Here is a 20639-nt window from a genome sequence, read left to right as displayed (position 1 = left end):
CGTCGGCGGATGCGGCCATGCGGATCAATCGTCCGCCGGCTGCGCGCCCTGCCGCTGCACGACGACCGCGGCCGCGTCGGCGGCCACGACCAGGGCGGCCTCGCGGTCGGCGCCCGCGGCGAGCGCGGAGGCCAGCGCGCCGCAGAACGCGTCGCCCGCGCCCGTGGTGTCGACGACGCGGGAGACCTTCGACGCGGGGACCTCGACGTCGCCCCACATCGCGCCCTCGGCGCCGAGCGTGACGAGCAGCGACGCCGGTGCGGGCGTGCCGGACTCGCGGAGGAGCCCGGCCTCGTGCTCGTTGACGACGACGGGATCCGCGAGCGCGAGCACCTCGGCGGGCAGCGCGGCGAAGGGCGCGAGGTTGAGCACCACGCGGGCGCCGGCGGCGTGCGCGCGGCGGACGCCCGCGGCGATGGTGTCGAGGGGCAGCTCGAGCGAGGCGAGGAGCACGTCGCCCGCGGTGAGCGCGTCGAGCGGATCCAGGTGGGCATCCGTCACGCGGGCGTTGGCGCCGGGCGCGACGATGATCGTGTTCTCGCCGTCGTCGTCCACCGCGATGATCGCGAGGCCCGTCGTGGCGTCGTCCACCGTGACGAGGCCGGACACGTCGATGCCGCGGTCGGCGAGGCGCGCGCGGTAGGCGGATCCGTCGGCGTCGTCGCCCACGGCCCCCACCATGGCGACCTCGCCGCCGGCGTCGGCCGCGGCGACCGCCTGGTTCGCGCCCTTGCCGCCCCAGAGCCGCTCGGGGTCGGACCCCATCAGGGTCTCCCCCGGCTGCGGGTGCCGCGGCACGCGCACCACCTGGTCGACGTTGAGCGATCCGAGCACCACGACGCGGCCCATGGGCACCTGCCTCCCCCGGCACCTGGCCGGCCGCGCCCGGGTGGCGCTCTCGGCCAGGGTACCGAGCGGATCCTCACGCCCGGCACGGCCCGGGCACCGGCGCGCCTGCCGTTACCGTGGGGAGGAGACGACCGATCGGAGGCCGCCCGTGCCCGACCCCGACCGCCGCCCGCGCGACCCGCGTCCTCCGCTCCTGATCTCCCGCTCGTTCACGCTCATCTGGCTCGCGCAGGCGCTCTCCGCCTTCGGCGAGTACGTGCTCGCGGCGACCGTGACCGTGTGGCTCGCCACGGGACTCGCCCCGGGCGACCCGGCCCTGCCGCTCTACATCGGCGCGGTCATCGGCGCGACGAGCCTCCCGCGCCTCGTGCTCGCGCCGATCGCGGGCGTGCTCGTCGACCGCTGGCCCGCCCGCCGCGTGATGGTCGCGGCCGACCTCGCGCGGGCCGCGCTGCTCGTGCCGCTCATGGTGATCGCCGTCACCGGTCCGACGCCCCTGGTGATCGCCGCCGTCATCATGACGCAGCTGGTCATCGGCTGCGTGTCGCAGCTCTTCGACCCGGCGCGCGCCGCCCTGGTGCAGGTGGTCGTCCCGGTCGATCGCCGTGCCGCCGCCGCGGGACGCTCGCTGCTCGCGAGCACGGGCGTCGGGATCCTCTCCGGGCTGACCGGCCCGGCCGTCTACGCGCTGCTGGGCCCGGAGCCCGCGCTCGTGATGGACGCCGTGTCGTTCCTCGCGTCGGCGGCGCTGGTGCTCGCGGTGCCCGAGCGCGGGGCCACGGCCGCCGACACCGGCCCGCCGGAGGCGCAAGGCGATGCGCACGCGCACGGCACGGTCGCCTCCGCGGGAGCCCGCTTCCGCGCCGAGCTCGCCGCCGGGATCCGCATCGTGCGGTCCTCGCCGCGGCTCCGGATCCTCGTGGCCGGCCTCGCCGCCTACGGCGTGACCCTCGGCGTCAACAACGCGACCCTCGCCCTCCTCGCCCTCACCACGATGGGCCTGACGGCAGCGGAGTACGGCGCGGTCACGGCGATGTTCGCGGTCGGCGGCCTCGTCGGCGCCCTGACGGCGCCCGCGCTCGTCACCCTCATCCGCCCCGAGCGCGTGGTCCCGGCCGCCCTCGTCGCGCTCGGCGCGACCTACGCCGCGTACTCGACCGTGCGCGCATTCCTGCCGGCGGCGATCCTCATGGGGATCGCGGGCCTCGTCTTCGCGGTGTTCCTCGTCTCGCAGGGCCCGATCCTCCAGGCGGAGGCACCCGTCGGGACCATGGGCCGGGTCTCGTCGCTCACGTCGACGGTGCTGGCCGCGTCGTCGCTGCTGGCCACGGTCGTGACGGCGCAGGTGCTCGCCCTCCTGCCGCCGTCCGCGCAGCCGTCCGCGTACCCGGTGGCGGTCGCCACAGCCGCCGTCGTCATGGGCTCCGTCGGCCTCGCGCTCGTCGCGGGCGGCCTCAGTCGAGGAAGAGGACCCGCAGCCGCCGCGTCGTGAAGACCAGGCCGATGGCCGTCATCACCGCGAAGTAGAGCACGTGGCCGACGACCGCGAACGACAGCGCGCCCGTCGTGAACCCGCGCACGAGCTCCACCGCGTGCCAGAGCGGCAGCGCCTGGATCACCGTCTGGACCCACGCCGGGTACACCGACAGCGGATAGAAGGTCGCCGAGAACAGGAACATCGGCAGCAGGACGAAGTTGATCCAGTCCATCTGCTGGAACGTCTTCATGTAGCTCGTCACGGCCATGCCGAAGCTCGCGAACGCCAGCGCGATGAGCACCACGGACGGCAGCGCGAGGATCGCCCACCACGACAGGTTGAGGCCGAGCACCTGCATCACCACGAGGAAGCCCGACGAGTAGACGACGCCGCGCAGCAGCGCCAGCGAGATCTCGCCGAAGGCCACGTCGAGCGGGCCGAGCGAGGTCGCGAGCATGCCCTGGTAGAGCTTCGAGTGGTTCATCTTGAAGAAGACGTTCCACGTGGAGTCGTACACGGCGCCGTTCATGGCGGAGACCGCGAGGAGCGCGGGCGCGATGTAGGCGGCGTACGGCACGGGCTGGCCGGTGCTCGTGGTCACGTCGCCCACGAGCGAGCCGAGGCCGATCCCCATCGCGAGCAGGTAGAAGACGGGCTCGAAGAAGCCGGAGAGGACGATGGTCCAGTTGGTGCTGCGCGTGGCGAGCAGGCCACGGGAGAGCACGGAGCGGGCGTTGCCGGCGTAGAGCGATCGGGGGCCGCCGCGGCTGCGACGGGCGGCGGGCGCGGGCGCCGGGGCGTTCGCGGGCAACGTGGATCCGGTCATGCGCGCAGCCTCCTCGTCGCGACGCGGCGCGACAGCGTCCAGCCGACCGCGAGCCAGAGCAGCAGGTACGCGACGTGCGCGACCGTGAGCCAGAGCGGCTCCTGCATGCCGTAGGTCGCGACCCGGCCGAGCTCGGTGCCGTGCCAGAGCGGCGAGATCCTGCCGATCCACTGGAGCCAGACGGGGAACTGGGTGAGCGGGAAGAACGTGCCCGAGAACAGCGACAGCGGCGTGATGACGAAGCGCATCACCATCGCGATCTGCCCGCTGTCCTGCGTGAGGGTCGCGACGTAGGCCATCAGCATCACGCCGATCGCCATGCCCGTGAGCACGGCGGCGCCGATCGCGAGGAAGCCCGTACCGAGCGGCACCGCGCCGAACAGGAGCATGAACGCGAAGTAGGCGATGCACGTGGGCGCCATGCGGATCGCGACGCCGATGACCTGGCCGTCGATGATCTGGGCCGGCGTGAGCGGCGACGCGTTCATCGCCTGGAACACGGGGTTCCACTTGAACCCGCCGAAGATCGGGAAGCTGAACTCCTCGCTCGCGACCGTCATGGCGCTGGTCGCGAGGAGCGCGGGGGCCACGAACACGAGGAAGCTGACGCCGAGCGCCTGGTTCGCGTCCGTACCGCGGTCGACGACGGTCGCGAGGCCCACGCCGAGCGCGTAGAGGTAGACGTAGGGGCTCCCGATGCCGGTCGCGAGCGCGGTGCCGAGGTAGGCGCGGATCCCGAGCAGCCGGTGCTCGGCCGCGTACCAGGCGCCGAAGCGGCGGGGGCGGACGCCGCCGGCGACCGCGGCCTGCCGGGTGTCGACGGCGCTCACTCGACCAGGCTCCGTCCCGTGAGGCGGAGGAAGACGTCCTCGAGGCTGGAGCGGCGCACGAGCGTGGTGATGGGCTTCAGGCCTTGCTCGAGGATCCTGCTGAGCACGGCCTCGCCGTCGGACGCGTAGACGAGCACGCGGTCGGGCAGCACCTCGACCCGGTCGCCGTAGCCGGCGATCTCGCGGGATGCGGACTCGTTGCGGTCGGACCCGAAGCGCACCTCGAGCACCTCGCGGCTCGAGTGGTCGCGGATGAGGGACGCGGGCGACCCCTCGGCCATGATGCGGCCCTCGTCGACGACGACGATCCGGTCGCAGAGCTGCTCGGCCTCGTCCATGTAGTGCGTGGTGAGCACGAGCGTCGTGCCCTGCTCCTTGAGGCGGAACAGGCGGTCCCAGAGGATGTGGCGGGCCTGCGGGTCGAGGCCCGTGGTCGGCTCGTCGAGCAGCAGGATCCGCGGGTCGCTGATGAGGGCGCGCGCGATCGTGAGGCGCCGCTTCATGCCGCCGGACAGGTCGTCGACCTTCGCGTTCGCGCGGTCGCTCAGCTGCGCGAACTCGAGCAGCTCGTCGGCGCGGGCCGCGACCTGCTTCCGCGGCAGCCCGAAGTAGCGGCCGTAGACGATGAGGTTGTCGCGCGCCTTGAGCTCCATGTCGAGGTTGTCGGCCTGCGGCACGACGCCCAGCTGCGAGCGGATCTCGGGGCCATGGGTGTCGGGGTCGAGCCCGAGGATGTCGAGGGAGCCGCCCGTGCGCGAGGAGACCGCGCCGATCATGCGCATGGTCGTGGACTTGCCGGCGCCGTTCGGCCCGAGCAGCCCGAAGGACTCGCCGGGCGCGACCTCGAAGGAGAGGCCGTCGACGGCGGCGTGCTCGCCGTACTTCTTCACGAGGCGGTCTGCGGTGATGACGGGGGTGGGCACGACTCCACAGCCTAGGCATGGCCGGGGGTTTTCTCCACGAGCGGAATCACTCCCGGCGATCGTGCGGTGGCCGGCGCGTAGAGTCGCCACGGCGATGCGGCACGCGCGACGCTCCGCTCGTCGGACGCCCGACCGCTCGGCCGCCGTCCGCCCGGCTGGCCGCGCGCCGCATCGCGATCGCACCCACCACCCGGGAGAACACGCATGAGCACCGCCCGTCCCGAGACCGCCGCCGCCCCGCGCGCCCGGTCCCGCAGCCCGTTCGCGCGCCGCGACTCCGCCGACGACGGCCCCCGCGCGCGCTTCTCGGAGCTGCTGCCGTACATCCTCGAGCAGCGCGGGCTGATGGCCTTCGTCGTCGTGCTCAGCGTGCTGGGGGCCGCCGCGAGCCTCGCGCAGCCGCTCCTCGTGCAGCGCGTGGTGGGGGTCGTGCAGGCGGGCGGCGCGCTCGGCGCGCTCGTGTGGGCGCTCGTCGGCCTCGTAGTCGTGTCCGGGCTCCTCTCCGGCTACCAGCACTACCTGCTGCAGCGGATGGGCGAGGGCATCGTCCTCTCGTCGCGCCGCACGCTCGTGCGCCGGATCCTCCGCCTGCCCATCTCCGAGTTCGACACGCGCCGCACGGGCGACCTCGTCTCCCGCGTCGGCTCCGACACCACGCTCCTCCGCGCCGTGCTCACGCAGGGCCTCGTCGAGGCGATCGGCGGCGCGGTCACGTTCCTCGGCGCCATCATCGCGATGTTCATCATCGACCCCGTGCTCCTCGGCCTCACCGTGCTGGTCGTGGCCGTCTCGGTCGTCGCGGTCGTGGGCCTCTCCGGCCGGATCCGCATCGCCAGCCAGCGCGCGCAGCGCAAGGTCGGCGACCTGGCCGCGAGCGTGGAGCGGGCCATCGGCGCGATCCGCACCGTCCGCGCCAGCAACGCCACCGACCGCGAGATCCGCGCCATCGAGGCCGACGCCGAGGGCGCGTGGGAGATGGGCATCAAGGTCGCGAAGGCGTCGGCCGTCGTCGTGCCGATCGCGGGCATCGCCCTGCAGGCGTCGTTCCTCGTGGTGGTGGGGGTGGGCGGCTACCGCGTCGCGGCCGGGGCCATCACGGTCGGCGACCTCGTGGCGTTCATCCTGTTCCTCTTCCTCATGATCATGCCGCTCGGCCAGGCCTTCGGCGCCGTGACCGCGGTCAACCAGGCGCTCGGCGCGCTCGGCCGGATCCAGGAGATCGTGAAGCTGCCCGTCGAGACCGACGGCGACGCCGACCTCGCCGGTCGCCTCCGCGACGGCGCGCCCGCGGCGGAGGACCGCACCGACGCAGCCGCCGTCGAGCTCGTGGACGTGCGGTTCGCGTACTCGGTGGCGGCGGATGCGGACGCCACCGCAGATGGTGCCGCGACGACCGCGGCACCCGCATCTCCGGCCGACGCCGCGGACGCCGCCCCCGGCGCCGACCGCACGGGCGGCGGCGTCCTCCAGGGCATCAGCTTCCGCGCCGAGCGGGGCACGCGGATCGCGCTGGTCGGCCCCTCGGGCGCCGGCAAGAGCACGATCCTCGCCCTCATCGAGCGCTTCTACGACCCGACGTCGGGCGTCGTCCGCGTCGGCGGCCGCGACATCCGCACGCTCGACCGCGAGGACCTGCGCCGCCAGATCGGCTACGTCGAGCAGGACGCCCCCGTGCTCGCCGGGACCCTGCGCGAGAACCTGACGCTCACCGCCTTCGACGCCACCGACGAGGACTGCGTGCAGGTGCTGCACGCCGTGAACCTCACCGAGGTGCTCGCCCGCAACGAGCTCGGCCTCGACGCGCCCGTCGGCGAGGACGGCATCATGCTCTCGGGCGGCGAGCGCCAGCGCCTCGCCATCGCGCGCACGCTGCTCTCCGCCCCGCCGATCCTGCTGCTCGACGAGTCGACGTCCAGCCTCGACGGCCTCAACGAGCAGCTGCTCCGCAAGGCGATCGACGCGGTCGCCGAGCACCGCACGCTCATCGTGATCGCGCACCGGCTCTCGACCGTCGTCGACAGCGACCTCATCGTCGTCGTGGAGAAGGGCCGCGTCGTCGGCACCGGCACGCACGCGGAGCTCGTCGTCTCGACGCCGCTCTACCGCGACCTCGCGAAGCACCAGCTGCTCGTGTAGCGGGCGCCGACCGCGGGCGACGGACCGGCGCATGCGCGCTGCCGCTCCGCGCGCGTCGCGGCGCTCAGACCGGCGGCGTCGGCTCCGCCCGCCCTGGCGCGCTCAGGTGCATCTCCCGCGCCGCGAGGAACACCGGCAGGGCGACCGCGAACGCGACGAGCGGGGCGAGGAGCACGTAGATCCAGACCCGCCGCATCCGCAGCCTGCGCCCCTCGACGACGATGAAGACGACGCTCGCGACCGCGGCGATCAGCAGGTCCCACGAGAGCGACGAGACGGCCGGACCGCCGGCGGAGAGGTCCGCGAGGAAGTCGCGGCCCTCCGTGACCACGCGGATGTTCGCCGACCACGTGAGCACGAGGCCGGCTGCCGCGAGCACCAGGTAGACGACGGCGAGGCGCGTGGGGCGCCGGCGTGCGGGACGCGTGCTCATGGGACCCCATCTCATCGGTGAGGCAAGGCTATGCGGTGGCCCGCCGATCCGCGCGAGCGGGGCGGGATCGGTCGCGCGGCGGCGCGCGACGTGCCGCGTGTCGCGCGCTGCGCGTTCGAGGGGAGACGCGTCCGCGCCGCCCGCGGCGATCAGCCGGGCGACGCCTCCGTGCGCACCCGCATCTCGCGCCCGCCGAGGAGCAGCGGGAGGGCGGACGCGAGCGCGACGAGCGGGATGAGCACCACGAGGATCCACGCGAACCGGATGCCGAGGCGGCGCCCCTCCACGAGGATGAACAGGACGGCAGCGATCGCGGCGACGAGCACGTCGGCCGTGAGCGAGGACACCGACGGGCCGCTGCCGAACCAGTCGCCCAGGTGGTCGCGCCCGGACGTGATGTCGGTGATGTCGCAGGTCCACGTCACCACGACGCCGGCCAGCGCGAGCACGAGGTAGGCGGAGGCGAGCGGGGTGGGACGGCGTCAGGTCAGCGCGTAGAGCGCGACCGCGCTCGCTGCCGCCACGTTGAGCGAGTCGATGCCGTGCGCCATGGGGATCCGCACGACGGTGTCTGCCGAGCTGATCGCCTCCGCGGACAGGCCGGGCCCCTCCGACCCGAGCACGATGGCGAGCCGCTCGTGCTCCTCGGCCCGGAAGTCGCGGATCGAGACCGCGCCGGGGGTCAGCGCCAGCGCAGCGACGTGGAAGCCGGCGTCGGCGAGGGCGGCCCGCGTCTCCGGCCACTCCCCCGTGCGCGTCCACGGCACCTGCAGCACGGTGCCCATGCTGACGCGGATGGCGCGGCGGTAGAACGGATCCGTGCAGCGCGGCGTGACGAGCACCGCATCCGCCCCGATGGCCCCGACCGAGCGGAAGATCGCGCCGACGTTCGTGGGGTCCACGACGTCCTCGAGCACCACCACCCGCCGCGCGTCCTCGAGCAGCGACGCGATCGAGGGCAGCGCCGGTCGGTCGAGCGACGCGACGACGCCGCGGTGCAGCACGTAGCCGGTGAGCTCCGCGAGCAGCTCGCCCGGCCCGGTGAACACCGGAACGTCGCGGTCGCCGACCAGCGCCAGCGCCTCGTCGACCGTGCCGCCGAGCGCGAGCACGGACCGCGGCACGTGCCCGGCCTTGAGCGCCCGCTCGAGCACCAGCGCGGATTCCGCCAGGTAGATCCCGTGACCCCCGCCCGCGGCCTTGCGGAGCGCGACGTCGGTGCGGTGGCTGTAGTCGGCGAGCCGCGGATCCGCGAGGTCGTCGACCGGGACGACGTGCGCCACTACGACGCGAACGGGTCGGGCGTGAGCGTGTACTTCGTGTTCAGGTACTCGTGGATCCCCTCGAGCCCGCCCTCGCGGCCGAGCCCCGACTGCTTCACGCCGCCGAACGGCGCGGCCGCGTTGGAGATGACGCCCATGTTGAGGCCCGTCATGCCCGTCTCGAGCCGCTCGATCATGCGCTGCCCGCGCGCGAGGTCGCGCGTGAAGACGTAGGACACGAGGCCGAACTCGGTGTCGTTGGCGAGGCGCACCGCATCGTCCTCGTCGTCGTCATCGAAGGGCACGATCGCGACCACCGGCCCGAAGATCTCCTCGCGCAGGATGTCGCTGCCCTCGGCGACGCCCGTGATGAGGGTCGGCGGGTAGAAGTGGCCGGCGCCCTCCTGCGGCTCGCCGCCCGCGCGCACGGTCGCGCCGCGCTCCACGGCGTCGCGCACCAGCCGGTCGGCCTTGTCGACGGCGCGGCCGTCGATGAGCGGGCCGACCGTGACGCCGTCCTCGGTGCCGCGGCCGATGCGCATCCGGTCGATGCGCTCCTGCAGCCGGTCGGCGAAGGTCTCCGCGATCGACGCCTCCACGATGAAGCGGTTCGCCGCGGTGCACGCCTGCCCGACGTTGCGGAACTTCGCCGCCATGGCGCCGTCCACCGCCTTGTCGATGTCGGCGTCGGCGAAGACCACGAAGGGCGCGTTGCCGCCCAGCTCGAGCGAGACGCGCAGCACGTTCTGCGCTGCCTGCTCGCCGAGCTGGCGGCCGACGGGCGTGGATCCGGTGAAGCTCAGCTTGCGCAGCCGCGGGTCGGCGATGAGCGGGCCGGTGACGTCGGCGGCGCGGGTGGTGGGGATCACGTTGAGGACGCCAGCCGGCAGCCCCGCCTCCGCCAGCAGCTCGGCGAAGCGGAGAGTGGTGAGCGGCGTGAGGTCGGCTGGCTTGATGACCACGGTGCAGCCCGCGGCGAGCGCCGGCGCGATCTTGCGGGTCGCCATCGCGAGCGGGAAGTTCCAGGGCGTGATGAGCAGCACGGGTCCGACCGGGTGCTGCGACACGATCATGCGGCCGGTGCCCTCGGGGTTCGTGCCGTAGCGGCCCGTGATCCGCACCGCCTCCTCGGAGAACCAGCGGAGGAACTCGCCGCCGTAGGTCACCTCGCCGAGCGACTCGGCCAGCGGCTTGCCCATCTCGAGCGTCATGAGGAGCGCGAACTCGTCCTTGCGCTCCTGGAGCAGGTCGAACGCGCGACGGAGGATCTCGCCCCGGGCGCGCGGCGCGGTCGCCGCCCACGCCGCCTGCGCGTCGACCGCCGCGTCGAGGGCACGCGCGCCGTCCGCGGGGCTCGCGTCGGCCACCCGCGCGATGACGTCATCAGTCGCGGGATCCCGGACCTCGAACGTCGCGCCGCCCTCGGCGTCGACCCGCTCGCCCCCGATGAGCAGGGTGGTGGGCGTGCCCGACAGGAGGTCGGTCTCGGTGGATGCGGTCATGCTGTCCTCGCTTCTTCCGTGCTGTGTGGTGCTGATGCTCGTGGCCGCGGCCGCGGCGCCGCGGGCCGTGGTGCGGCCGGCCGTGGTGCCGCAGGCCGTGGTGCCGCAGGCCGCCTAGTCGGCTGTGCCCTCGACGATCTCGGCCCCGGCGTCGCGGAGGCGGTCGAGGGCAGCGGCGCTGGTGGCCGGTGCCACGCCCGCGACGAGGTCGGCCAGGATCCGCACCCGTTTGCCCTGGTGCACCGCATCGAGCGCCGAGGCGAGCACGCAGTAGTCGGTCGCCAGGCCGACGACGTCGATGTCGGTGATCTCGTGCAGCGCCAGCAGGTCCGCCAGCGGCACGCCGTCCTCCGTCGTGCCCTCGAAGATCGAGTAGGCGGGGGCGCCCTGGCCCTTGCGGAGGTGGAAGTCGACGGCGGTGACGTCGAGGTCGGGGTGGTACTCGGCTCCGTGGGTGCCCTGCACGCAGTGCTCGGGCCACGTGGTCGAGAAGTCGGGGACGACGCCGGCCGCGGCGAAGTGGCCGCCGTTGTCGCCCGTCGCCTCGTGCCAGTCACGCGACGCCAGCACGTGGTCGTAGCGGTACGGCTCCGCGGCGAGGAGCCGGGTGATCCCCCGCGCGACGTCGCCGCCGCCGTCGACGCCGAGCGCGCCGCCCTCCGTGAAGTCGTTCTGCACGTCGATGATGAACAGAGCACGGCTCATGTGCCGCTCCTTCCCCGGGCCGGGCCCGGTGCCGTGGATCCGCCGCCCGGGACCGGGCCGCGCGTCACTCGTCCCCCAGGTCCGCCCCGCAGCGGTACGCGCCCGCGGCCAGCGCGTCCAAGGCGATCTTCGCGTCGCCCGTCACGTTCCCGATGGCGTAGAAGGCGAAGGTCAGCTTCGTGCCGTCGGCCGCGTCGACGATGCCGGCGAGCGTGTAGCCGGTGTCGATCCAGCCGGTCTTGGCCACGATGTGCCCGCGTGCCACGGCGCTGTCGCCGGTGAACCGGCCCGCCAGGGTGCCGGTGCGGCCCGCGACGGGGAGCCCGTCGTGCAGGTACCCGAGCGCCTGCTGGCGCTGGTCCACCTGGATCATCAGCTGCGCGAGCAGCGACGGCGGGACGCGGTTCTCGGGGCTCAGCCCCTGGCCGTCGACGATCGTGAGCGTGGAGGTGTCGAGCCCGTACGCCTGCAGCGCCTTCGGGATCCCGGTCGCCAGCGACTGCTGCGAGTTCCCCGCGCCGACCTGGATGCTCACGAGCCGCGCGAGCGACTCCGCGAGCACGTTGTCGGAGTTGATGAGCGCGGTCTGGATGAGCGACGAGACCGGCTGCGACTCGACCTTGCCGAGCACGGCGGCGCCGGCCGGTGCCGAGCCCTGCGTGACCTCGGCCGACCCGCCCAGCATGGAGCGGAACGTGCTGCCGACGCGCGCCAGCGGATCCTCGCTGCGGGCGGAGACGACGGCGGCGGGATCCGCGCGGTCGGCGTCGAGCTGCAGCGGCGTCATGAAGCTGGAGTACCCCGCCTTCCGCTCGGAGGCGGCCCACGACGGGATCCACGTGTCCCCGGAGAAGAGCGAGGTGTCGAGCACGATGCGGGTGATGGGAGTGCCGGCCGTCGCGGGATCCGCCGCCCAGGCCGTGCGCACCTGCTGGGCGAGGTCGCTGAGGCGCGGCGCGCCCGGGTAGACGGAGCTGCCGGATGTCAGGCGCGACAGGGTCGGATCCCCGCCGCCCACGAGCACGACGGTGCCGGGCTCGGACCCGCGGACCACCGTGGTCGCGATGCGACGGTCGGGGCCGAGCGCCGCGAGGGCCGCGGCCGAGGTGATGACCTTCATGACGCTCGCCGTGCGCTCCGGGGTGCTGCCGTTCCGGTCGAACAGCACGCGTCCGGTGGCCGCGTCGCGGACCTGGCCCTCGAAGGTGGCGAGGCGCGGATCCTGCGCGAGGGTCGAGATGGAGCACATGCGGAGGTCGCGCACGGCGGCCGCGTCGGCGGGCGCGGGACGAGGCGGCGCCTCGGTGGGTGTCGGGCTCGGGGCGGGAGTCGGGTCGGCGGTGGCGGCGACGCTCGCCGAGGCGCTGCCCGCACGACCCGTGAGAGCGCCCGCGCCCACGGCGCCGGCGGCGAGCAGGGCGACCACCGCGACCGCGGCCGTCAGGGACCGGGTGCGATGGCGGTCACGCGTGCGGGCTCGGTCGCGAGTGCGGGCTCGGGACGCGGGCGCGTCCCGGTCGGTGCGGTCGGCGCGCGCGCGGTCGGGGCCGTCGGCAGGGGATCGCATGGGGCCATGTTAGACGGCGCACCCGAGGAGCCGTCCGGCCGCCGGGGCTCATGGGGGACGCACGCGAGGGGAGCGCCCTGTGGAGGACCTGCGACGCGGCTCCCTGCTCTCGCGGGAGACCGCGACGAGCGGGAGGGATGGTGGAGCCGCCTGTCAGAATCGAACTGACGACCTTCTCATTACGAGTGAGATGCTCTACCGACTGAGCTAAGGCGGCCCGGCCCGGACTCGACGAGTACCAGGCACGAGTAGAGAGCATACCGGATCCCGGAGGCCGCTCCCGCACACCGGCAGCGCGAGCCCCGCCCAGCCCCGTCCGCGGTCCGCCCTCGACGCGTCAGCCGCAGGTCGTGCCGGCGGCAGGCGGATCCCCGCCGAGCAGGTAGCCGTCCACCGCGGACACGATGCACGGATCCCGTTCGTCGTAGGCGATGTGCCCCTCCCCCTCGTAGGTGAGGAGCACGCCGGAGGCGAGCTGGCCCGCGAGCGCCTCCGCCCAGGTGTACGGCGTCGCGGGATCGCCCGTGGTGCCGACGACGACGATGGGGGCCGCGCCCTCCGCCGACACGGGCGCCGGGGTGTGCCGGGCGGGATAGGGCCAGTTGCCGCACAGCGGGTCGGGCTCGCCGTCGCGGGAGGTGTCGTCATCCGCCAGCTCGCCGGCCGCGGCGCGGAGCTCCGCCGCCTCCGTCACGAGCACTGCGGGATCCCGCTCCACCGGGTAGTCGATGCACTGGATCGCGAGGAAGGCCTCGTAGAAGTTGCCGGAGTAGGTGCCGTCCGGCTTCCGGCCGAAGTAGGAGTCGGCGAGCGAGAAGGCGGTGGCGGACTCGCCGCGGAGCGCCTCGGTGAACGCGGTCGTGAGCGCCGGCCACTGCTGCTCGCTGTAGAGCGCGGAATCGATGGCGCTGCGCATGACCTGCCCGTCGAGCTCCCGCCCGTCGCGGGCGCGCAGCGGGCTCTGGTCGAGCCGATCGAGGAGGCTCGCGACCGTCTGCTCGCCCTCGTCGACGGATCCGCGGAACGGGCACCCCTGCCCCGCCAGGCACGCAGCCATGTACGACTCGAACGAGGTGCGGAATCCCGTCGTCTGCGCGAGCACGACGTCGAACGTGCTCGCGGAGGGGTCCGTCGCGCCGTCCAGCACCATCCGGCCGACGTGCGCGGGGAAGTCCTGGGCGTACTGCGCGCCGATGCTCGTGCCGTACGAGTAGCCGAGGTAGTCCAGCTGCCTGTCCCCCACCAGGGCTCGCAGCATGTCCAGGTCGTGCACGGTGCTCTGGGTGTCGATGAACTGCAGCAGCGGGCCGGACCCGGCGGCGCAGGACTCCGCGAACGACTTCGACGCCTGCACCAGCTCCTCGTCGTGCGCGGGGGTGCCGGGCGGCGCCTCTGTCTCGCCGTAGAGGAAGGAGTCGAGCTGGGTGTCGTCGACGCAGTCGACGGCGGTGGACGCCCCCACGCCGCGGGGGTCCCAGCCGACGATGTCGTACGCGTCCTGCAGGTCGCGCGAGACCGCGTAGTCGACGCTCGCCTTCACGAAGTCGACGCCGGACGCACCCGGACCACCGGGGTTGACGAAGAGCGAGCCGCGCGGCCCGTCCGCGCCGCGGGCGGTGTGCCGCACGAGGGCGAGCTGGATGTCGGTGGCCGGATCGGGGGCCGTCCAGTCGAGGGGAGCCGTCGCGGTCGCGCACTGGGCGCCGTCCTCGCACGGGGACCACGTGAGGACCTGCTCGTAGTAGCGGGCCAGGTCGGGCGCGACCTCCTCCGTCGTGGGGCTCGAGGTCGAGCTGCGCGGCTCGGGGACGGGGATGAGGCCGCACCCGCTCAGGGCGACGGCCGCGGCGAGCAGGACCGCGCCCAGCGCTCCGGCTCGACGTCGGGCCCGAGCCTGCGTGCTCCTTCGCGTCACGCGCGACCCGCCGTGCGGGTGCGGGTGATGGAGACGAGCATCGCCTCCAGGGCGAGCGCCGGCGACACGTTGCCGTCGATCCGGCGGCGCGCGACGCCGACCGCGTCGAGGACCGCGAGCGACGCCGCCGCGGATCCGGCCTCAGCGGCCTCCGCGATCCGCGGGGCGATGGCCGCGTTCACCTGGGGCAGGTCCGCGCCCAGCTGGTGGAGGAGCACGTCGCGGTGCAGCGACATGAGGTCGACGAGGATCCGGTCGATGCCGTCGCGGAGGCTGCGCGTGGCGCGCCGCTTCTGGTCCTCCTCGAGCTGCCGGATCTGCGATCGCAGCTGCGGCGGGATGGATCCGCCCTCCTGCACGCCGAGCGACCGGAGCGCGCGCTCGCGCTCGTCGGCGTCGCGCTGCACCGTAAAGGCCTTGGCGTCCTGGCCGGCGAGCTCGAGCATCGCGGCGGCGGCGCGCACGGCGTCGCCGACGGTGCGGATCCCGAGCGCGAGCTCGAGGGTGCGGCTGCGGCGCTCGCGTGCCTCGGCGTCGGTGGCGAGCCGGTGCGCCATCCCGATGTGGCTCTGCGCCTCGCGGGCCGCGCGGGTGGCGGTGGCCGCGTCGACGCCGTCGCGTCGCTGGATGAGCGCGGCCACGTCCTCGACCGACGGGATGCGCAGCCGCACGCTGCGCACGCGGGAGCGGATGGTCGGGATCAGGTCGGCCTCGCTGGGCGCGCACAGGATCCAGATGGTGCGCTCCGGCGGCTCCTCGAGCGCCTTCAGCAAGAGGTTCGACGTGCGCTCGGTCATCCGGTCGGCGTCCTCGACGACCATGACGCGGTAGCGGCCGACCGACGGCGAGTACTGCGACGACGTGACCAGGGCGCGCACCTCGTCGATGGCGATGATGACCCGCTCGGTCGCGAGCACGCCGAGGTCAGGGTGGCTGCGGGCGGCGACCTGGCGCGCGGTCGCCGCGTCGCCCTCCGGCGTGCCGTCGCTGAGCAGCGCGGTCGCGAAGGCGTAGGCGAGGTTCGAGCGGCCGGATCCGGGGGGCCCGGTGATGAGCCACGAGTGCGCGAGCGCGGTGCCGGCGGCGTCACGCGCCGTGGCCCGCGGGCTGCTCGCCGCGGCGAGGAGCGCGACCGCCTCGGACTGGCCGGTGAGCTCGTCCCAGATCGCCCGCCCGTCGGGGCTCGCGGACGGGCCGTCCGCCGGCGCGGCAGCCTGCCGGTCCGTCGTCGCGTCGCTCACGCCGATGCTCCCGCCGCGATCAGCGCATGCGCTCTGGTCCGGATCTCCGCGGCGATCTCCTCGCGCGGGCGCGCGGCATCCACGACCAGGAAGCGCTCCGGCTCCGCGTCGGCGAGACCGAGGAACGCCTGGCGCACGCGCTCGTGGAACTCGGCGCGCTCGGCCTCGAGCCGGTCGAAGCGCGTGCGAGCCGCGTCGAGGCGGACGCGGGCCGCGGCCTGGTCGAGGTCGAGCAGCACCGTCAGGTCGGGCAGGAGCCCCTGGGCGGCCCAGAGCGACAGCTCGCGGATCTCGACGGCGTCCAGCACGCGACCCGCCCCCTGGTACGCGACGGACGAGTCGAGGTAGCGGTCCTGCAGGACCACGGCGCCCCGTTCGAGCGCCGGCCGGACGACCGTGTCGACGTGATGCGCGCGGTCGGCCGCATACAGGAGCGCCTCGGCGCGCGGCGCGATGTGGCCGCGACGGTGCAGCACGATCTCGCGGATCTCCACCCCGAGGTCGCTGCCCCCGGGCTCGCGGGTGACGACGACCTCGTGGCCCTCGTCCTCCAGCCATCCCCGGAGGAGCGCCGACTGCGTGGACTTCCCCACGCCGTCGCCGCCCTCCAGGGTGATGAAGACGCCGGTCACGTCGCGTCGGATGCCGTCGCCGCGGCAGCGGCCGCCTTGTTGGCGGCCCTGGTCGCCGCCGCCTTCGTGGCGGCGGCCGAGCGCGCGGCGGTCGTCGTCGCGGTGCCGGTCTTCGCGGTGGACGTCTTCGCCGCGGTGGACTTCGTTGCCGTCGTCTTCGCCTTCGCGGGTGCCTTGGCCTTCGCCTTGGCCGGGGCCTTGGCCTTGGTCTTCGGCTTCGCCGGCCCCTTGGCGCGCTTGTCGGCGAGCAGCTCGACCGCACGGTCGAAGTCGACGTCCTCGACGGACTCGCTCTTCGGGATCGTCGCGTTGGTCTCGCCGTCTGTGACGTACGGGCCGAAGCGTCCGTCCTTCACCTTGATGCCCTTGCCGCTCACGGGATCCGCGTCGAACTCCTTCAGCGCGCTCGACGGACGACGGGCGCCGTACTTGGGCTGTGCGAAGACCTCGAGGGCACCGGGCAGGTCGATCTCGAAGATCTGCTCCTCGCTCGTGAGCGAGCGCGAGTCCGTGCCCTTCTTCAGGTACGGGCCGTACTTGCCGTTCTGGGCGGTGATGGGGGTGGCCGTCTCCGGATCCTCGCCCACGACCCGCGGGAGGTCGAGCAGGCGCAGCGCCGTCTCGAGGTCGACCGTCGCGAGGTCCATCGACTTGAAGATGGAGGCGGTGCGCGGCTTGACGGCCGCCGCCTTCTTCGCCGCCGGCTTCTTGGCGGGCGCCTTCTTCGCGGGTGCGGCCGTGGTCGCCGCCGACGCGCTCTCGAGCACCTCGCCGGTCGCCGTGTCGGCACCGCCAGCGGGGGCCTCCGGTGCCACCTCGGGCTCGGGGTCGAGCTCGGTGACGTACGGGCCGTAACGACCGTCCTTCGCCACGACCTGCTTGCCGTTCTCGGGGTTGATGCCGATGACCCGGTCGGTGACGACCGGCGCGTCGATCAGCTCGCGGGCCTTGGCCGCGGTCAGCTCGTCCGGCGCGAGGTCCTCCGGCAGGTTGACGCGGCGGGGCGTCGCGTCCGCTGCGGCACCCTCCTCGTGGACCTCCAGGTAGGGGCCGTACTTGCCGATGCGCAGGGTGATGTCGTCCGCGATGCGCAGGGAGTTGATCTCCTTGGCGTCGATCTCGCCGAGGTTGTCGATCGTGGGGCGGAGCCCCTTGTGCGCGTCGTTGCCGTAGTAGAAGCCCTTCAGCCAGTCGACGCGCTCGGCCGAGCCCTCCGCGATGCGGTCGAGGTCGTCCTCCATGCCTGCGGTGAAGTCGTACTGCACGAGCTCCGTGAAGAACTCCTCGAGCAGCCGCACCACCGAGAAGGCGATCCAGTTCGGGACGAGGGCCGTGCCGCGCGGCGTGACGTAGCCGCGGTCGACGATCGTCGAGATGATGGCGGCATAGGTCGACGGACGACCGATCCCCAGCTCCTCGAGCGTCTTGACGAGGCTCGCCTCCGTGTAGCGCGGCGGCGGGCTGGTCTCGTGCCCCTTCGCGTCGACGTCGACGAGGCGCAGGTCCTGGCCATTCTTGAGGTCGGGCAGCTTGGCCTCGCGCGGCTCGGCGGCACCATGGCGCTCCTCGTCGCGGCTCTCCTCGTACGCGGCCAGGAACCCGCGGAATGTGATGACCGTGCCCGAGGCGGCGAACTCGGCGACCTCGCCCACGGACGTGGGGCCCGCGGCGATGACGACCGACGCGGTGGATCCCTTCGCGTCAGCCATCTGCGACGCGATGGTGCGCTTCCAGATGAGGTCGTAGAGCTTGTGGTCGTTGCCGCGCAGCGTGGATGCGAGCTGCTGGGGCGTGCGGAAGGTCTCCCCGGCGGGCCGGACGGCCTCGTGGGCCTCCTGCGCGTTCTTGCTCTTGCCCGCGTAGAGGCGCGGCTTGTCCGGCACGGTCTCGGGCCCGTAGAGCTCCGCGGCCTGCTTGCGCGCCGCGTTGATCGCCTGCTGCGAGAGCGAGGGCGAGTCGGTGCGCATGTACGTGATGTAGCCGTTCTCGTAGAGCGACTGCGCGACGCTCATGGTCTGCCGCGCGGAGAAGCGGAGCTTGCGCGCCGCCTCCTGCTGCAGCGTCGACGTGGTGAAGGGCGCGGCGGGGCGACGCGTGTACGGCTTCGACTCGACGCTCTGCACCTTCAGCGGCACGGACGGGTCGCGGAGCGCCTCGGCGAGCGCTTCCGCGCTGCTCGCGTCGAGCGGGCGCGAGTCGTTCTTGAGCGCGCCCTTGTCGTCGAAGTCGCGGCCCGTGGCGATGCGCGCACCGTCGATGCGGACGAGGCGGGCGTCGAACGGGAGCTGCTGGTCGACCGGCGAGAGCGACGCCGTCAGATCCCAGTACGAGGCGGTGACGAAGGCCAGCCGCTCGCGCTCGCGGTCCACGACCAGCCGCGTCGCGGCGGACTGCACGCGGCCAGCGGACAGGCCGGGCCCCACCTTGCGCCAGAGGACGGGCGACACCTCGTAGCCGTAGAGGCGGTCGAGGATGCGCCGCGTCTCCTGGGCGTCCACGAGGGCCGTGTCGATGTCGCGCGTGCTGTCGCGGGCCCGCTCGATGGCCTCCTTGGTGATCTCGTGGAACACCATGCGCTTGACCGGCACCTTCGGCTTCAGCACCTGCAGCAGGTGCCACGCGATGGCCTCGCCCTCGCGGTCCTCATCAGTCGCGAGGAAGAGCTCGTCGGCGTCCTTGAGCGCCCGCTTGAGGTCGGCGACCGTCTTCTTCTTCTGGTCGCTGACGACGTAGTAGGGCTCGAAGCCGTTCTCCACGTCGACGGAGAACTTGCCGAGCGTGCCCTTCTTCAGCTCGGGCGGCAGGTTCTTCGGCTCGATGAGGTCGCGGATGTGGCCGACGGAGGCCTGCACCTCGTAGCCGCTGCCCAGGTACTGGGCGATCGTCTTGGCCTTGGCCGGCGACTCGACGATGACCAACTTCTTCGTGCCGGGCACGTGACTCCTTATATATGCGTTCATGGGGGCCGGTGGCCGGCCCGGTGTCCGAGATGCGTGCCCGCTCGGATCGGATCCGATCCGGGGCGACGTGCGGCGGGGTCCCCGACAAGGCACACCATACACACGCGCACCGACCGGGCACCTAATCGCGGTGCCTCCCGGATGCACCGCGTCCGGGAGGCGCATCGGCCGGGCAGGAGCGCCCCCCGCGCACGTGGACGAGGACGCTCGACGGGGGCCCGACCCCTCTCGTGGGCCGCCTGCGAGATGCTCTCGAACAGCGCGCCTCGGCTCCGCCAGGAGGGCGAGGACGCCCCGGACGACCGGGCTGCCCCGGGTCATCCCGACGCCCGGGACGGCGGTTGACCGGCTCTCGCGCGCGCCGTGACCTGGAGGCCCATCGGGCCACCGCGACGCTCTGCGACCACGACCGCCGTCGTGCCCGTGATCTCGCAGCCCGCGAGCGCCGCCCCGGCGGCGACCACGACCTCCTCGGCCGCCGAGCAGGGAGAGCCGGCCGCGAACCCCGCGGCGACGTCCGCCGCGGCGAGCGCCCCGGAGTCCGCGGCGCCCGCCGCTGCCGCCCTCTCCACCAGCGCGGACGAGACGGCCACAGTGGCCAGCGCGAGCGCGGTGACCGCGCCGAGCAGGCCGACCGCGACCACGGTGCCCGAGCCGACGTCGCCGTCACGGGACACCCGGATCCTCCTGCCATGCGCAGCCCCGCGCCGACACGCGGAGCCCGGCAGCGCCAGCGGGGCCGAAGCGGCTGGGCGCCGTGAGCCGGACGCAGACGGTGTGACCCGACCGATCCACCGCCATCGACGCTCCCCCCGCCGCGCCGTCGATGCGCGCCGCCGCAGTGCCCGCGTCCTCCCCGCGTCCGATGCTCCGTGCCGCCTCCTCCGCCGCGGATGTCAGCACGACCTGCTGGCCGACCGTCTGCACCGCGCCCATGCACAGCCCGAGGACCAGCACGACCGCGGGCAGCACGACCGCCAGCTCCGCGGCCGCCGCCCCGCGATCCGCGACCGGGCAGGCACGCGGATCGCCGTGCGGAATCGCCTCCGCCGAGGTGGACGGGATCACCGGTCGTACGTCAGCGCGCGCCGCACGAGGTCGAGGAGCATCCCGCGGACCTCGTCGCTCTGCAGGATGACCACGAGCAGGCCCGCGAACGCCACCGCCGCCATGGTCGCGATGGCGTACTCGGCGGTGGCCGCACCCCCGTCGCCCGCTGGACGGCAGAGGAGCGCACGCCGCACCGCGCGAGCGACGCGAGCGGAACGCGACGGCGCGAGCCTCGGGGCCGCCGTGACCACCTCCCCGCCGCAGGCCCTCGCGCAGGTCATCACCCGCGCCGATGGACGCGACGGAGCGTCAGGCGCAGCCTCCGCCGCGG

19 protein-coding genes and 1 tRNA gene are annotated in these 20639 nt (G+C 73.7%); 2 read left to right on the top strand and 18 right to left on the bottom strand.

Annotation, left to right across the window (positions count from 1 at the left end):
- Positions 1 to 24: 24 nt before the first annotated feature.
- A complete protein-coding gene (locus FGD68_RS06800) occupies positions 25 to 849 on the bottom strand; it encodes a ribokinase (RefSeq protein ID WP_181036689.1) in 825 nt (274 codons plus the stop codon).
- 148 nt (positions 850 to 997) lie between these two features.
- On the opposite strand from FGD68_RS06800, the gene FGD68_RS06795 reads away from it, so the two are divergent.
- Positions 998 to 2341 carry an MFS transporter gene (locus FGD68_RS06795; RefSeq protein ID WP_237609943.1) on the top strand — a complete coding sequence of 448 codons (1344 nt, stop codon included), beginning with the start codon at positions 998 to 1000 and terminating at the stop codon, positions 2339 to 2341.
- Here FGD68_RS06795 and FGD68_RS06790 read toward each other — a convergent pair.
- The 3 genes from FGD68_RS06790 to FGD68_RS06780 are packed head-to-tail and all read right to left on the bottom strand — an operon-like array spanning position 2304 to position 4905.
- Entirely contained in the window at positions 2304 to 3152 is an 849-nt protein-coding gene (locus FGD68_RS06790) for an ABC transporter permease (protein WP_104236206.1), read from the bottom strand. The two genes, FGD68_RS06795 and FGD68_RS06790, sit on opposite strands and share 38 nt — an antisense overlap.
- Entirely contained in the window at positions 3149 to 3982 is an 834-nt protein-coding gene (locus FGD68_RS06785; RefSeq protein ID WP_119373306.1) for an ABC transporter permease, read from the bottom strand. Before FGD68_RS06785 ends, FGD68_RS06790 begins: the two co-directional genes overlap by 4 nt.
- Positions 3979 to 4905 carry an ABC transporter ATP-binding protein gene (locus tag FGD68_RS06780; protein WP_119373307.1) on the bottom strand — a complete coding sequence of 309 codons (927 nt, stop codon included), beginning with the start codon at positions 4903 to 4905 and terminating at the stop codon, positions 3979 to 3981. The genes FGD68_RS06785 and FGD68_RS06780 overlap by 4 nt, the downstream gene beginning before the upstream one ends.
- A gap of 204 nt (positions 4906 to 5109) precedes the next feature.
- Here FGD68_RS06780 and FGD68_RS06775 point away from each other — a divergent pair, with 204 nt between their 5' ends.
- Positions 5110 to 7041 (top strand): ABC transporter ATP-binding protein, encoded by a 1932-nt coding sequence (locus FGD68_RS06775; protein ID WP_119373308.1) that lies wholly within the window; start codon positions 5110 to 5112, stop codon positions 7039 to 7041.
- A 64-nt stretch (positions 7042 to 7105) separates the two neighbouring features.
- Here the strand turns inward: FGD68_RS06775 and FGD68_RS06770 are convergent, their stop codons facing one another.
- From FGD68_RS06770 to FGD68_RS06705, 14 genes are all read right to left on the bottom strand, one after another.
- Positions 7106 to 7474: a DUF2834 domain-containing protein gene (locus tag FGD68_RS06770; protein ID WP_119373968.1), complete on the bottom strand. Its 369-nt coding sequence runs from the start codon at positions 7472 to 7474 to the stop codon at positions 7106 to 7108.
- A 149-nt stretch (positions 7475 to 7623) separates the two neighbouring features.
- The gene (locus FGD68_RS06765; protein WP_119373678.1) at positions 7624 to 7923 is read right to left on the bottom strand and encodes a DUF2834 domain-containing protein; all 300 of its coding nucleotides are present in this window, start codon (positions 7921 to 7923) and stop codon (positions 7624 to 7626) included.
- 33 nt (positions 7924 to 7956) lie between these two features.
- Positions 7957 to 8757, bottom strand: a complete 801-nt coding sequence (locus FGD68_RS06760) for a TrmH family RNA methyltransferase (protein WP_119373679.1) — start codon at positions 8755 to 8757, stop codon at positions 7957 to 7959.
- A complete protein-coding gene (locus tag FGD68_RS06755; protein ID WP_119373680.1) occupies positions 8757 to 10238 on the bottom strand; it encodes an NAD-dependent succinate-semialdehyde dehydrogenase in 1482 nt (493 codons plus the stop codon). Before FGD68_RS06755 ends, FGD68_RS06760 begins: the two co-directional genes overlap by 1 nt.
- Before the next feature lie 114 nt (positions 10239 to 10352).
- Positions 10353 to 10943 carry an isochorismatase family protein gene (locus tag FGD68_RS06750; protein WP_119373774.1) on the bottom strand — a complete coding sequence of 197 codons (591 nt, stop codon included), beginning with the start codon at positions 10941 to 10943 and terminating at the stop codon, positions 10353 to 10355.
- A 64-nt stretch (positions 10944 to 11007) separates the two neighbouring features.
- Positions 11008 to 12510, bottom strand: coding sequence for a D-alanyl-D-alanine carboxypeptidase/D-alanyl-D-alanine endopeptidase (gene dacB, locus FGD68_RS06745; RefSeq protein WP_237609942.1), 1503 nt, complete (start codon positions 12508 to 12510; stop codon positions 11008 to 11010).
- 141 nt (positions 12511 to 12651) lie between these two features.
- Positions 12652 to 12727: transfer RNA gene (locus FGD68_RS06740), tRNA-Thr, on the bottom strand.
- Between the two features lie 120 nt (positions 12728 to 12847).
- On the bottom strand, positions 12848 to 14425 hold the full coding sequence (locus FGD68_RS06735; protein ID WP_119373083.1) for an alpha/beta hydrolase: 1578 nt from the start codon (positions 14423 to 14425) through the stop codon (positions 12848 to 12850).
- Positions 14422 to 15666 (bottom strand): DNA polymerase III subunit delta', encoded by a 1245-nt coding sequence (locus FGD68_RS06730; protein ID WP_237609941.1) that lies wholly within the window; start codon positions 15664 to 15666, stop codon positions 14422 to 14424. The genes FGD68_RS06735 and FGD68_RS06730 overlap by 4 nt, the downstream gene beginning before the upstream one ends.
- Entirely contained in the window at positions 15663 to 16298 is a 636-nt protein-coding gene (tmk, locus tag FGD68_RS06725) for a dTMP kinase (RefSeq protein ID WP_119373082.1), read from the bottom strand. The genes FGD68_RS06730 and tmk overlap by 4 nt, the downstream gene beginning before the upstream one ends.
- Positions 16295 to 19234, bottom strand: a complete 2940-nt coding sequence (gene topA, locus FGD68_RS06720) for a type I DNA topoisomerase (protein ID WP_119373081.1) — start codon at positions 19232 to 19234, stop codon at positions 16295 to 16297. Before topA ends, tmk begins: the two co-directional genes overlap by 4 nt.
- Before the next feature lie 341 nt (positions 19235 to 19575).
- Complete coding sequence (locus FGD68_RS06715) at positions 19576 to 19935, bottom strand: Rv3654c family TadE-like protein (RefSeq protein ID WP_237609940.1); 360 nt, start codon at positions 19933 to 19935, stop codon at positions 19576 to 19578.
- On the bottom strand, positions 19925 to 20326 hold the full coding sequence (locus tag FGD68_RS06710) for a TadE family type IV pilus minor pilin (protein WP_119373919.1): 402 nt from the start codon (positions 20324 to 20326) through the stop codon (positions 19925 to 19927). Before FGD68_RS06710 ends, FGD68_RS06715 begins: the two co-directional genes overlap by 11 nt.
- Positions 20323 to 20589, bottom strand: coding sequence for a DUF4244 domain-containing protein (locus tag FGD68_RS06705; protein WP_390611257.1), 267 nt, complete (start codon positions 20587 to 20589; stop codon positions 20323 to 20325). The genes FGD68_RS06710 and FGD68_RS06705 overlap by 4 nt, the downstream gene beginning before the upstream one ends.
- Positions 20590 to 20639: the final 50 nt, after the last annotated feature.

The sequence above is a fragment of the Clavibacter californiensis genome (genome assembly GCF_021952865.1).
Classification (GTDB): domain Bacteria; phylum Actinomycetota; class Actinomycetes; order Actinomycetales; family Microbacteriaceae; genus Clavibacter; species Clavibacter californiensis.
The sequence above is the reverse complement of the archived record's forward strand: the minus strand, read 5'-3'. Positions and strand labels throughout refer to the sequence as shown.

Bases quoted from the DNA above. Each gene is read 5' to 3' on its own strand.
- FGD68_RS06800 (WP_181036689.1), bottom strand. From the start codon at position 849: ATGGGCCGCGTCGTGGTGCTCGGATCGCTCAACGTCGACCAGGTGGTG.
- FGD68_RS06790 (WP_104236206.1), bottom strand. From the start codon at position 3,152: ATGACCGGATCCACGTTGCCCGCGAACGCCCCGGCGCCCGCGCCCGCC.
- FGD68_RS06775 (WP_119373308.1), top strand. From the start codon at position 5,110: ATGAGCACCGCCCGTCCCGAGACCGCCGCCGCCCCGCGCGCCCGGTCC.
- FGD68_RS06770 (WP_119373968.1), bottom strand. From the start codon at position 7,474: ATGAGCACGCGTCCCGCACGCCGGCGCCCCACGCGCCTCGCCGTCGTC.
- FGD68_RS06755 (WP_119373680.1), bottom strand. From the start codon at position 10,238: ATGACCGCATCCACCGAGACCGACCTCCTGTCGGGCACGCCCACCACC.
- FGD68_RS06750 (WP_119373774.1), bottom strand. From the start codon at position 10,943: ATGAGCCGTGCTCTGTTCATCATCGACGTGCAGAACGACTTCACGGAG.
- dacB (WP_237609942.1), bottom strand. From the start codon at position 12,510: ATGCGATCCCCTGCCGACGGCCCCGACCGCGCGCGCGCCGACCGCACC.
- FGD68_RS06705 (WP_390611257.1), bottom strand. From the start codon at position 20,589: ATGACCTGCGCGAGGGCCTGCGGCGGGGAGGTGGTCACGGCGGCCCCG.